12 protein-coding genes, 1 pseudogene and 2 other annotated features are annotated in these 13,392 nt (G+C 43.3%); of the genes and pseudogenes, 10 read left to right on the top strand and 3 right to left on the bottom strand.

Annotated elements, in window-relative coordinates; translation table 11 throughout:
• Together B9P78_RS10730 and B9P78_RS07930 are read left to right on the top strand one after the other, a co-directional pair.
• The coding region (locus tag B9P78_RS10730; protein ID WP_148138594.1) for an IS3 family transposase at positions 1–122 on the top strand (122 nt) is incomplete at its 5' end.
• 79 nt (positions 123–201) lie between these two features.
• Positions 202–2,141: pseudogene (locus tag B9P78_RS07930) on the top strand (heavy metal translocating P-type ATPase).
• A gap of 162 nt (positions 2,142–2,303) precedes the next feature.
• Here B9P78_RS07930 and B9P78_RS07925 read toward each other — a convergent pair.
• Positions 2,304–3,344: an ornithine cyclodeaminase family protein gene (locus B9P78_RS07925; RefSeq protein WP_094518941.1), complete on the bottom strand. Its 1,041-nt coding sequence runs from the start codon at positions 3,342–3,344 to the stop codon at positions 2,304–2,306.
• 113 nt (positions 3,345–3,457) lie between these two features.
• Here B9P78_RS07925 and B9P78_RS07920 point away from each other — a divergent pair, with 113 nt between their 5' ends.
• A complete protein-coding gene (locus tag B9P78_RS07920; protein ID WP_233487794.1) occupies positions 3,458–3,661 on the top strand; it encodes a pyridine nucleotide-disulfide oxidoreductase in 204 nt (67 codons plus the stop codon).
• Positions 3,662–3,798: 137 nt separating this feature from the next.
• Here B9P78_RS07920 and B9P78_RS10305 read toward each other — a convergent pair whose 3' ends face one another.
• Positions 3,799–4,593 carry a hypothetical protein gene (locus tag B9P78_RS10305; RefSeq protein ID WP_233487792.1) on the bottom strand — a complete coding sequence of 265 codons (795 nt, stop codon included), beginning with the start codon at positions 4,591–4,593 and terminating at the stop codon, positions 3,799–3,801.
• A gap of 92 nt (positions 4,594–4,685) precedes the next feature.
• Entirely contained in the window at positions 4,686–5,309 is a 624-nt protein-coding gene (locus B9P78_RS10300; RefSeq protein ID WP_233487791.1) for an FAD/NAD(P)-binding protein, read from the bottom strand.
• Between the two features lie 596 nt (positions 5,310–5,905).
• Positions 5,906–6,138, top strand: a binding site (T-box leader).
• Between the two features lie 89 nt (positions 6,139–6,227).
• Here B9P78_RS10300 and B9P78_RS07905 point away from each other — a divergent pair.
• The 7 genes from B9P78_RS07905 to B9P78_RS07875 all read left to right on the top strand — a co-directional run bounded on the left by B9P78_RS07905 (position 6,228) and on the right by B9P78_RS07875 (position 13,200).
• Entirely contained in the window at positions 6,228–7,220 is a 993-nt protein-coding gene (locus B9P78_RS07905) for an MsnO8 family LLM class oxidoreductase (protein WP_094518939.1), read from the top strand.
• Between the two features lie 2 nt (positions 7,221–7,222).
• Complete coding sequence (locus B9P78_RS07900; RefSeq protein ID WP_094518938.1) at positions 7,223–7,519, top strand: glutaredoxin family protein; 297 nt, start codon at positions 7,223–7,225, stop codon at positions 7,517–7,519.
• A complete protein-coding gene (locus B9P78_RS07895) occupies positions 7,512–8,804 on the top strand; it encodes an LLM class flavin-dependent oxidoreductase (RefSeq protein ID WP_094518937.1) in 1,293 nt (430 codons plus the stop codon). Before B9P78_RS07900 ends, B9P78_RS07895 begins: the two co-directional genes overlap by 8 nt.
• A 415-nt stretch (positions 8,805–9,219) precedes the next feature.
• Positions 9,220–9,447, top strand: a binding site (T-box leader).
• A gap of 110 nt (positions 9,448–9,557) precedes the next feature.
• Entirely contained in the window at positions 9,558–10,331 is a 774-nt protein-coding gene (locus B9P78_RS07890; protein WP_094518936.1) for an amino acid ABC transporter ATP-binding protein, read from the top strand.
• A 1-nt stretch (position 10,332) separates the two neighbouring features.
• Positions 10,333–11,004 (top strand): amino acid ABC transporter permease, encoded by a 672-nt coding sequence (locus tag B9P78_RS07885; RefSeq protein WP_094518935.1) that lies wholly within the window; start codon positions 10,333–10,335, stop codon positions 11,002–11,004.
• Positions 11,005–11,018: 14 nt separating this feature from the next.
• Positions 11,019–11,828: a transporter substrate-binding domain-containing protein gene (locus B9P78_RS07880; protein ID WP_094518934.1), complete on the top strand. Its 810-nt coding sequence runs from the start codon at positions 11,019–11,021 to the stop codon at positions 11,826–11,828.
• Between the two features lie 58 nt (positions 11,829–11,886).
• Complete coding sequence (locus B9P78_RS07875) at positions 11,887–13,200, top strand: LLM class flavin-dependent oxidoreductase (protein WP_094518933.1); 1,314 nt, start codon at positions 11,887–11,889, stop codon at positions 13,198–13,200.
• Positions 13,201–13,392: the final 192 nt, after the last annotated feature.

The following is a 13,392-nucleotide window of genomic DNA, read 5'->3' as shown; positions in this document are numbered from 1 at the left end:
GAAATGCACAATTAGAAGCATACGATACGTTTGAAGAGTTAAATGATGCACTTCAATCTTATATTGAATTTTATAATATGGAGCGAGTTCCACTTAGCATGGGATTGCGTATTCCAGCATAAAAAAACCATGCATATTAAAATTGATGCATGGCTTAAATATTTTATTTATTTACCTGTCTGCTTGACAGGGGGCAGTTCAATGACTGAAAATAGAGATTGTCATACGGAAGAAAAAAATCATGTTCACCATGGTCATAACCATGGGGAACATGATACCAAACTAGCTGCGAGACTATATATACTAGGATTGATTGCCTTTGTACTTGGATTAATCATCGGTAACTGGCAAAGTTCTATAGGTAATATCCTTATGGTATTATCCGTTATCCTTTCTGGCTACCACGTTTTAGGTGAGGGCTTTGGTGATACTATTCGAGACACCATGTCCGCGGGTAAATTCAAACCCAATATCCACTTATTGATGGGGCTGGCGGCAGTTGGCGCTTTATTAATTGGCTCTTTCTATGAAGCAGCCCTATTAATTTTAATTTTCGCGGGTGCCCACTTCCTAGAAGATTATGCGGAAGGGCGGTCGCGACGTGAAATTACCAACCTGATGAATTTGAACCCAACTGAAGCCTTACTATTACAGACTGATGGTTCAACCCAAAAGGTGGCGGTTGACCAACTGCAAATCGGTGACCAAGTCCAAGTCTTAAATGGGGGTCAAATCCCTACTGATGGCCGAATTGTCAAAGGAGCTACTGTCATCAACGAAGCCTCTATCAATGGCGAATCAATGCCTAAAGAAAAAACAGTAGGTGACGAGGTATTTGGGGCGACCATTAACGGGGACCACGCTATTGTGGTAGAAGTCACGAAGAATCCGGATGAAACCGTCTTTGCGAAAATCCTGCAAATGGTGGAAGCGTCCCAAGCCAATTTGACACCAGCTGCCACTAAAATTAAGAAAATCGAACCAATCTATGTCACAACCGTCCTGGCCATTTTCCCATTCATAGTCCTTCTAGGTCCTTGGATCTTCGGCTGGGAATGGGCAGAGGCTTGGTACCGTGGACTGATATTCTTAATTTCCGCCTCACCATGTGCTGCGCTTCAGCAGTGCCCGCAACCCTATCGGCCATTTCAAACTTGGCACGCCATGGCGTCCTATTCAAAGGTGGCGCTTACCTATCGAATCTGATTGATTTAAAAGCCATTGCCTTTGATAAAACCGGCACCTTGACCAAGGGTGAACCCGAAGTGACCGACTACTTTTTTGTTGACGGGATCCAAGACGAAGCAATCTTGCCAGTAGTTGTCGCGATGGAAAGTCAATCCAACCATCCCTTGGCCCGTGCCATTTTACAAGAATTTAAAGCCCACACAAAACCCTTAACCGACCCGATTGAAGTGACGAATGACCTTGGAAAAGGGCTGAGTGGGACCTACGCTGGCCACACTTATCAAATCGGTAAGCCATCAATATTTGAGGTCGTTCCAGACAAAATCAAGGGGCACACAGACGAATTGTCGGCGGACGGGAAAACAGTGGTTTATATCGCAAAAGACGATGCAGTTATCGGCTACATAGCTATGATGGATACGCCAAACCAAGCGGCTAAAGCCGCCATCGACTACCTCCACCAAGCGGACGTTCATACTGTCATGATCACTGGAGACAACCAGGTGACTGGGCAGGCAGTCGCTAATCAAGTGGGGATTGACCAAGTTGTGGCCAATGTTTTACCTGAAGAGAAGGCCCAAATTGTTAAAGACTTACAAGCTGAATACGGACAAGTTGGGATGACAGGGGACGGGGTCAATGACGCGCCAGCTCTAGTGCAAGCAGATATTGGTTTCGCTATGGGTGACGGAACGGATGTGGCAATTGACGTTGCTGACGTTGTTGTGATGGCTAATGACCTGGACAAATTGACTTATGCCCACCAGGTATCCAAAGATTTAAACCGAATTACTTGGCAGAATATGGCCTTTTCAATGTTTGTTGTGCTCGTTTTAGTCATCTTGAATTTTATGGGCATTGCAGATATTGCTCTTGGCGTCCTTTTCCATGAAGGCTCAACAATTTTGGTTATCTTGAATGGGTTACGCTTGTTGCGTGGGAAAAAGGAATAACATTTAAAGCTATGTCAGAAAAAAGTTTTAAATTGCAATACAAGACACATGAACAAGGGCGAGTATTCAACGTTAGGTGTGAATTTGAATAAATATGATACACAAAAAGGGGTGTGATGATTGGTCACGCCCCTTTTTGCTTGCTAGCTTAGCTAGTGGTTATTATTTTTCCAAGTCTGGTTCCATGTAATTGATGGTATTGTCTCCGCCCAGGAGGTCAAAGTCAAATTGTTGACCAAGACCTTGTATCATGGCTTTGTGGTAGACGTGCCCCGCAACAGCTACATCCAATGCGCCAATACCGATTGGTATGACAATAGTGGTTGTTTTGTCATTGTGTTGAGGGGAGATTTCGCCTGTTGCCAGTTGACCAAAGTCAGCTGTGATATTAGCTTCTGAGATATGGCCAGCATCATTTAGGCTCTTTAAAGCACCTCGATGAAGGGCTTGAGCGCTGTGGTCTACATAAATATGATCGGCGTTAATGATGATATCGTCTGTGATTTCGCCACGTGACCCCATTGGCATGATGATGGTACCCGGTTTGATCATGTCACCTGTGATAAAGGGTGCGGTAGCTCCTGTGACCGTAATCAGCACGTCATTATCTGTGGCGTCCTCAGGTTTATCTGCAATGATAACTTCACCATCGATAAGGTGGGCGATGTCCTCTTTAAAAGCTTCTGCTGTTGAACGGCGGTGGTTCCATACGACTAGACGGTTGATTTTATACCGTTTAGTGATGGCAATCACTTGGGTTCTGGCCTGGGTACCAGCCCCAAACATACCCAGTGAAATGGATTCGCCTAGGTTAAAGTATGATAGGGCGACAGCGGTTTGAGCACCTGTTCTAAGGTTTGTAATATAAGCCCCGTCCATAACGGATAAGAACCGTCCCACATGTGGGTCTAACAAGAGGATCATCCCTGTCATGTAGGGGAATCCGGCTGCTCGACGACCACCATAAAAGCCACCAATCCACTTCATTCCAGCCATGTTTAACCAGTCGATATAGGCTGGCATGGCATTCATAAAGCCGTCGTAGAAGGGGTAATTACCCGTTTCACCTAAGTCTAAATTCACCTTACTTGGGTTGATAACCTTGCCTTGACCCATTTCATGATAGGTTCTTTCGACAATGTTGACGGTCTCTGCCATATCGACCAACCCTCGGATGTCTTTAACATTCAGTAATAATGTCATCTAATCACTCCCTTATTTCATTGTTTAAGCCCATCTATGTGCATCGGGCGTTTTTTGTATGCATATGAGATAATGATAGCGATTTATTTGCAAAAAGTAAAATTTAATTGCCAGTGGTGAATATTTCAAAAGTAAAAGTAATCTGCCGAACTACTAGAGTATTTAAACCAGTTATCGATGAGAAAACCGATAAAATTTTATGGGTTCGTTTATTCGGCGAAGATGCCCATAATATTATCACTGTAGCCATGAAAGCACACTTACCATACACATCCTTACGTGACCAAATCTATACCCATCCTACTTTAGCTAAATGACTTGTTCGCAATGGTTGACTAATAAGTATGTTTAGTAAAACCGACTAATCTCAATAAAATATGAGACACAGTAAAGGGACTTGCGCCGCTCACTTAGCTTGAGGGTGCAAGTCCTTTTTGCATGGAAAAATAGTCAATTACTGGTGTTTATTGACTTGTTGGTAGAAGTCAGTGACGGCGATTTGGGTTTGTTTCTTGGCCAGGGCAACGGACGTGTTCGGCCCTTGGGTTGAAGCGATCCAGCTACCTAGGAAGTAGACATTGTCTAGGATTTGGTAGTTAGGGTTTAATGGCGTCGCGCTTGGGTAAGCCGCTAAAATATTGTCCCGGTTGTCAGGCAGGATTAAATTACGGCGGATCAAATTACCCAGTAACGGGTCAGTGTCTTTTGCCTGACTTAATCGACTATTGAAGCCAGTGGCGTTGATTAAGACATCTGCCTTGTGGCGGATTCCGTTAGCGTAAAGGTGGAACTGGCCATTTTCCAAGGGTTGGATATCAGATAAGCCAGAAACTAATTTCAGTTTGCCTTGGGCTACTGAGTCTAAAATCATGCTGATGGAAGAAGCTGGGGCTTGTGAATACAGCATGCGGAAGAAGGCGCCTAGATCCTTGTAGAAATAGTCTTTACCGGCAGCATCTAGGGCCCCCATCATTTGGTGGAGAACTGGGTAGAAAGCTCGGAAAAATCCTTGGAAACGACGGTAGTCAGGGTCATCTTGGCGGATGGCCTTGGTGACGGTAGCGACTGAACCTGTATTGAAGTTGGCCCATACCCGGCTGTAGTCAATACCGTTGGCCTTTAAGTCGGCCTTGACTTGGTTGATGACGACTTGAATCGGGATAGCCCCTTTGTTGACTGCTCTTTGTGTCTCAATCCATTCATCGTCGATGGACTGGATATAGTCTTCGTTAGCGTCAGGTTGGATCACTGACCGGAAGGGTTCGTGGCGAAAGTAGACCGTCACTTCTTGGTCGGCAAATAAATCGTACTTGTTGCAGTAATTGATCAAGTCGATAGTTGTTAATCCAGAGCCCACAATCCCAATCCGACGCTTACCTTTAGTCGCCTGCAATTTCTCCTGCAATGGGTAAGGGTCTTGAATGTAGTTGGCTTGGCCGTCCAATTGATATGGGTCTTGGTAGGGCGGGTGGCCAATGGCAAAAAAGACCGCATCGTAAATCTGGGACCAACCATTTTCGGACGTAAAGACTTGATAGCTAAGCCATCTTCGATTGGTCGCTGGTATAGGGGTATCCCATCTGCGTCTACGACTTGAAAATCGGTGACTTTGGCTTGGATATGACGGACGTAATCCTTGGCTAAATAGGGTTTGAGATATTCTTCCACGTACTCACCGTAAATGGTTCGCGGGGCAAAGACATTGTCGATATCGATTGCCGGATAGTTGACCTTGGTCCAGTTGATAAAGTCCTCGTTGTTGTCGTCATCAAGGGACAATGACCGCGGGAAAGAGTTGATGACCGTGGCGTCGTCATCCTCCGCATATGGGGCACCTGCACCTAAACGTGGGCGTGTTTCATATACATCTACTTGATCGGTAGCGGCATTTAAATCAAACTGTTTACTTAATTGGATTAGGGTGCTGGCACCCGCAATCCCAAAACCTACTATGGCAATTCGCATCTGACATCCTCATTTCTAGAAATTGGTTGATTAGTTTATGTATCTATATTAAATAATTGCATAATCATTAAAGAGAATTGTAACTGAGTAGACGGTTCTAGTGGGGGAATTTGCTCAAGCATTTATCAATCAATGGTTATCGAAAAAAGTGATAACAGCAAAAGGCAATATTTGTATGCAGAAAATCAAAATCGGTCAAATGATATCTGTAGGGTTAGGGCCCGGTTTCAATTGATTTGATTAGAAAGGCTGATTTAATCACATTGTTAGAATTTTCGATTTGATGAGAAATGGCGTTTTGTACAATGATTGTATTTAAATTTCATATTTTTTGTCAGTGCCTGTCCCACTTCCATATCAATGATGATAGTGGTTAGCGATTGTGGAAAAATTACATTAATGTGAAAAGCTTGATGATCAAAGGCTTTTCCTAGATTTTTTGATGTGTCGTCATTTTGTCCAAAAAGAGATCTGGAAATTTTAGGGCTAGGCGGTAAGGTTGATGCTAGTGAGTGGAATTTGTTAGATTGAGTGCAAGCAAATTTATTGCAAGTCCAGATAGCAATAAAAGCAAATATAAGTAAATATTCAAATAAACCAGTGCGTGGATGAGTAGAGTAATTATGTGGGTAAGGCACAGAAAGTCTGTAGTAGATGAGAGCGGATGCTTACCAGTAATGAAAATGACCTTTGAGCATCTAGCCAGTGAAAGCTGGTTAGACGGGTGGAACCGTTAAATTTTCTAGTATAGATTTACTGGATGAGAAATTGCTCGCGAGGGCAGTTTGAACAAGGGTGGCACCGCGAACGTTGACTCTTCGCCCCTTCTTAATAGACAAGACTGTTTATTAGGGAGGGGCTTTTATTTTTCAAAAAAAGGACACACGGTGGTAGTTGGAAAGAATTGGGGGTAAGTGAATGCCTTTAATTTTAAGTTTATTAGATCAAAACATTATTTACGAAGGTGAAACCGCTCAGTCGACGCTGAAGAAGACGGTTGCGTTTGCCCAGAAGGCAGAAGCGTTGGGCTATGACAGCTTTGTGGTGGCGGAACACCATTTCACTAAAGAGATTGCTAGTGCGGCACCAGAAATTTTGGTGGGTTACATCTTAGCCAAGACGGACAAGATTCGCGTAGGATCTGGTGGGGTCATGTTGCAACATTATGTCCCATATAAAGTGGCGGAGTCGTTCAGTCTCCTCCACCAACTAGCGCCGGGTCGGGTGATTTTAGGGCTGGGTAAGGCTCAAGGTGGTAAGGATAAGGCGGTTGAGGTCCTACAACGAGACTTTATCAAACCGGTCCAGTCTTTCGATGATAAATTTATCGAAGTCACCCGTTTTATCCGCAATAATTTCCCGGCCGACCATCCCTATGCGGCTGAAAACTATGACTTACAACCGGCAATTAGTTCAGACTTTACCATCGAGTTGCTTGGGGGTAGTCAAGAAAGTGCCAAATTAGCGACCACTCAGGATACCGGCCTAGTCTATCCCTACTTTGCCAATGCAGATCTTGAAGCGCTTGGTAAAACGAGAGCCGCTTATCAAGGGTCAGGGGACTTTAAAATTGCCGTCATTGTTTATATCACGGACGACCCGGACGAAGGTAAAGAATACCTAGCTGAACAAGCTGCCTATACGGTGGTCTTGAATTCTGGCAAAAGGGTCAACTTCAACAAACAAGCGGCCGCTGAAGAATATGCTGACCTGCACCAAGCTGAGGACGCAAAAATCCTTGAAAAACAAGTCGGCGCCTTTGTTGGTACGGCCAGTCAGGTAAAAGCGCAACTAGACGATTTTTCAAAGAGATTTAATACCGAACACTTTGTGATTCATACGATTGGCATCCCCTACGCTAAGAAATTCGAGATTATTGAAGCCTTAGCAGGGGAAATTAAAGGAGGATAAGAATGTCAGACAAACAACAAGCAGTAAATATCGTTTTATGGGCCAAGCAAGGCTGTTATTATTGCCAGGAAATCAAAGATTACTTAAAAGAGGAAAACCTTTCATATGAATTGATTGACGTGACAGAAAACGACCAATTTAGAGACATTTTGAATGCCAAATACGGGGTCTCTTATGTGCCGGTAGTTGAAATTGGTCAAAAAAACAGTAAGCAATACCAAGGCATTATTGATTTAGGGTTGGAACATGTGGTGAATGGGCTAAAAGCAGCTGGAATAGGAGTGAAGCAATATGACTAAACAAGTACATTTTGGGGCAATTTTACATGGTATCGGTGGCACAACAGATGGTTGGCGTCATCCGCAAGTAGATGAAACAGCCAGCACCAACTTAAACTTTTATAAGACTCGGGCGCAATTAGCAGAGAAAGGACTATTTGATTTCGTTTTTATCGCAGATGGTTTATATATTTCTGAGAAGTCAATTCCTCATTTCTTAAACCGTTTTGAACCGATTACCTTATTGTCTAGTTTAGCGGCTGTGACTGAAAATATTGGTTTAGTGGGGACTTTCTCAACAACCTATACAGATCCTTTCACTATTTCACGTCAATTGCTATCGCTAGACCACTTGTCTAATGGCCGTGCTGGGTGGAACTTGGTGACGACACCACAAGCAGGGGTGGCTGAGAACTTCAACAACCGGACGCTACCGCCTCACGGTGAACGCTATAAAATCGCACAAGAACATTTAGATGTTGTGCGTGGTTTATGGCGGTCTTGGGAACCGGATGCCTTCCCTAGAAACAAGGAAACAGGCCAATACTTTGACCCTGAAAAACTGCACCGTTTAAACTATGAAGGAGAGTATTTCCAAGTGGCTGGTCCCCTAAACATTGGCCGTTCACCTCAAGGGGAACCACTCGTTTTCCAAGCGGGATCATCAGATTCTGGGCGGGCCTTTGCGGCAGGGAACGCGGAAGCGATTTTCACCCATGCCAATTCTTTAGAAGAAGTAAAAGCCTTCTATGATGACATTAAAGCACGGGCTAAAGCAGCTGGCCGTAATCCTGAAGAGGTCAAGGTTTATCCTGGCATCAACCCACTTGTAGGGGATACTTTAGAAGATGCTGAAGCAGCTTACACTGAATTTGCCAGCTTGATTCCAATTGAGAATGCAGTGAAATACTTAGCCCGCTACTTCGATGACTACGACTTCTCCGGTTATGACCTAGATGCACCGTTCCCAGATTTAGGAGATATCGGAAAAGACGCCTTCCGTTCGACAACAGACTACATCAAGAAACGCGCTAAGGAAGAAAACCAAACCTTACGTCAAGTAGCCTTGGAACAAGCGGTGACTCGTCCAAACTTTATTGGGACAGCTGAAGACATCGCTGACGAAATCCAACGCTGGGTTGAAGCGGATGCCATTGACGGCTTTATCATTGCTGGTGACATTCCAGGTGCCTTTGAACGGTTCGTCAATGAAGTCGTGCCGATTCTTCAAGATCGTGGGGTTTATCGGACAGAGTACCCAGGTACGACCTTACGTGAACAAATTGGGGTGCCTATTGTCCCTTAATGGCAAAAGGGCAATTCCTTTGAAAATGTGCTCATTGTGATTGCATAAAACCAATACAAACTGACGGAACTACTGCTGGTAAAGACTAGGGTAGTTTCGTTTTTTATTGGAATGAAAAAAAGGATGTGCGTCTTTTAAAGGCTTACATTCACGGATTTAATACAAATATTGTATTGAAATTCAATGAATTTCGTGATCATTTGACTAGCATTTTAATCATTTTTGATAGTTATTTACGATTATAAGTCTATGTGTACTTGGTTATAATCCGCTAAATATCAGCTTTTAAGACGCATTTTTATCTAGATTTAAAAATAAAAATGCTAAACGAAGCTTGTTTTTCCTAGGCAGGAATCTTGTCTAAGGTGTTCAGGTTTGTTAAATTGACTTCAAGCAAAAGACATTTTTTTAATCACAAAATGCGATGAAGAGAAGAGTAATTACTCATGTATTGGACAGAAAGTCTGTGTTGATGAGAGCAGATGGATACAGGTAATGGAAGTGCGCTTGGAGCATCCTGCCAGTGAAAGCTGGTTGGACGGGTGGGGCCGTTATGCCTGTCAGTATTTACTGACTGAGATATTGTCTGCGAGGGCAATGTGAAAAAGGGTGGAACCATGATTGTTGACCAATCATCCCTTCTTGATAGGACTATTGCCTATTGGGAGGGGTTTTTATTTTACCCAAAAAAGGATTTTAAACAGTCAACACAAGCAAAGATTATATGCACATAATAATGAGGATGAGCGACATATGACTAACAATAATAGTAACAATATGATTGAAATTGAACACTTACAAAAGGACTTTTCTGGGACCCAGGTCTTAAAGGATATATCCTTTGAAGTTGCAGCCGGCGAAGTGGTGGCCATTATCGGACCATCAGGGTCAGGAAAATCGACCTTGCTTAGATGCTTAAACTACCTAGAACAACCGAATGGTGGGGTTATTCGCATTGGAGATGTGGCCGTGGATACTAAGAAGGCGACGAAAAAATCTGTGGCTGAATTGAGAAAACAAACTTCGATGGTCTTCCAGCACTACAACTTATTTAAAAATAAAACAGTGCTTGAAAACGTGACTTATGCCCTTGAAGTAGCGCAAGGATTTTCAAAAGATGCCGCTAAGGAAAAAGGGTTGGCTTTACTTGAAAAAGTAGGTTTGGCAGACAAGGCAGACAAATATCCAGTCACTTTATCTGGAGGCCAGCAACAACGTGTGGGTATTGCCCGAGCGGTTGCGGTCAATCCAAAAGTTATTTTATTCGACGAACCAACTTCATCGCTTGATCCGGAATGGGTGGCTGAAGTACTACAGGTTATTTCCGACATTGCCAGAGACGAGCAAGCAACGATGATTATCGTGACGCATGAGATGCAGTTTGCTAAAGACGTTGCAGACAAAGTCATCTTTATGTCAGATGGTTACATTGTTGAATCAGGCGAACCTGAAGCCGTCTTAGAAAATCCGCAACATGAACGGACTGTTCAATTTTTACAACGTAACGCTGTTCGGATAGGAGGCTAACATGACCTTTGATTTTGCTTATATGATGGAAATATTACCAGATTTACTTGGCTATTTGCCCATTACCTTGTATCTAACCTTGGCGTCGATGGCGATTGCCGTTATCATTGGGGGACTATTTTCAGTGGTTTTAGTCAATAAAGTGCCCGTACTGACCCAGATTATCCAAGTGATCATGTCCTTTTTCCGAGGGACGCCACCCATTGTCCAGTTATTATTGATTTACTTTGGGTTACCACAGATTCTACCGATTGCAACAGGGATGTCGGCTGAAGCGGCGTCAATTCTGACTTTTTCCTTGAATACAGCAGCCTACTTAGCTGAAGTATTTCGAGCAGCCTTGGTTTCTGTAGACGAGGGTCAGGTGGAAGCGGCGATGACGGTGGGCTTGACTTACAGGCAAACATTGCGAGGGATTGTCTTACCACAAGCCGTTCGAAACGCCATCCCGGGGACTGGGAATACCTTTGTTGGCTTACTGAAAAATTCGTCATTGGCCTTCACTATTGGGGTCGTTGAGTTGCTTGCCCAAGGGAAATTATTCGCCTCGAATTCATTGAAGTTCTTTGAAGCCTATTTCGCAGTGGCCTTGATATATTGGGCCCTCACCATTCTATATTCACTATTACAAAACTGGTATGAGAAACGCTTAGCCATACCATATACCAGATAAGAGGAGGAAAAACGATGAAAAAGTTTAAGTTATTGGGTATTGGATTGACCTCGGCCTTGGTCTTAGTGGCGTGCGGGACATCTGCAGAGGAAGAAGCGACGAGTTCAGAAAGTGGGGCTGCAGATAAAACAGTGACAATTGCAGCATCTCCAGATGGGTATCCGCAACACTATCAAGAAGGGGAAGAACTGAAAGGTTTCTCTGTAGAGGTTGCTGAAGCAGTAGCAGAGGAAGCGGGCTACGAGATTGAATGGGCCTTGTCTGACTGGTCTGGTGTTGTTGCAGCACTGCAAGCTGGAAAGGCAGATACCGCTGTTAACTTCGCCAATACGCCGGAACGTCGGGAGTCTTATGTGTATACAGATAACTACTTCTATGCGTCTACCGGGATTGCAGTAGCATCTGATGATACGGAAACCAACACCCTTGAAGGCTTGGCGGGCGAATCTGTGAATGCAGTTGTTGGGTCTAACTATGCGGAAGTATTAGAAGAATACGATACTGACGACCAAATTGGTCTTGAATATGTTGAAAGTATGGCGGTGGCGGTTGCCAATATTCAATCAGGCAAGGTGAAAGGTTATGTCAATGGCTACGAAGAATTGACTGCGCAAATTAAAAACCGCGACCTTGATTTACGGATGATTGATGAAACTTTTGGTGAAAAACCAGTCGGCTTCCCATTCAAAGATACGGAAGAAAACCAACAAATCATTGCGGACTTTAATGCAGCCCTTCAAACTTTAAGTGAAGACGGGACTTTGGCAGAGATTTCAAATGAATACTTCGGGTTAGACATTACCCAGTCTAAAGAAGCAGAATAGCATATTGATTCATCAAGTTATTTTACAAAACATTTAATAGAAAGAAAGGAAGATCTTCATGACTAAAAAACAATTAAAACTAGGGGTATTATTATTCGGAGCTGGCGCACACATGAACTCATGGAAAGCCGAAGATGTGGCACCGGATGCTTCAATCGATTTCGATCACTATGTGAACTTAACTAAAAAAGCTGAAGCAAATGGTGTAGATTTTGTGTTTGTGGCTGATGGTCTATACATCGATGAAAAATCAATTCCTCACTTTGTAAACCGCTTTGAACCTTTAACATTACTTTCTGCTTTGGCACCAATCACATCAAAAATCGGTTTAGTTGGTACCTTATCTACAACTTACTCTGAACCTTATAATGTGGCCCGTCAATTTGCATCATTAGATATCATCTCTAAAGGTCGTGCAGGTTGGAACGTGGTAACTTCACCATTACAAGGATCAGCTGGTAACTACAATAAAGGAAACCATCCAGAACATGATTTACGTTACGATATGGCAGACGAATATTTAGAAGTAACTAAAGGTTTGTGGGATTCATTTGATGACGATGCCTTTACACGTGACCGTGAAACAGGTGAATTTTATGACAAAAACAAAGTACATGTCTTGAATCATAAAGGTACTTTCTTCAATTCACGTGGACCTTTAAACATTCAACGTACGCCACAAGGTCAACCAGTCATCTTCCAAGCAGGTGCTAGCCCTCGTGGTATTGAATTTGCTGCAAAACATGGGGAAGTTATTTTTAACGCAGCGGGTACTTTAGAAAAAGCCCAAGAATACTATAAAGCTGTGAAGGATCAAGTTGCTGCAAATAGCCGTAACCCAGAAGAGGTAGTTGTTTTACCACAATTACAACCTATCACTGGTGCAACAGCTGAAGAAGTCGAAGCAAATTACCAAAAACTACAAAACTTAATCTCATTAGATGAAGCGTTAGACTACCTAGCACGCTTCTTCGACCACCACGACTTCAAACAATATGATCCGGATGCAGAATTCCCAGAGTTAGGTGAAGTAGGTTCAGATGGCTTCCGTTCTACCTCTGATGCCATTAAAGCACGTGCCAAAGAAGAAAACTTAACCTTACGTGAAGTAGCATTACAAACAGCTACACCAAAAGGTAGTTTCTACGGTACTTACGATGAACTAGTAGAGAAAATCATCACTTGGTTAGACAATGATGCAGCTGATGGTTTCATGCTAACCGAATTAGTATACGGCGAAGACTACGACAACTTCTTCGATAATGTATTAGCAAAAATCGCAGAACGCGGTTACTACTCATACGACTACGAAGGTAAAACATTACGTGATCACTTAGGCTTGTCATACAAAGAAAGCCAATATAAAAAATAGGATAAATAGGATGTGAACCCAACTTTAGGATGAGAGAAAAAGCGCTATGGCCCTAACCACTGGAAGAATAGTGCCGTGGCACATGTAATGTGACGCAAACTATTCTGAAGTGGGCAAGGGACAGCTTTTTCGAACTCGACTTCACAGGATGTGAGCAATAGCGGTCAGCCCTCAACTGGTGGAAGATGAATG

The sequence above is a fragment of the Aerococcus sp. 1KP-2016 genome (assembly GCF_002252085.1).
Classification (GTDB): domain Bacteria; phylum Bacillota; class Bacilli; order Lactobacillales; family Aerococcaceae; genus Aerococcus.
This window is presented reverse-complemented; position numbering and strand designations above follow the sequence as displayed.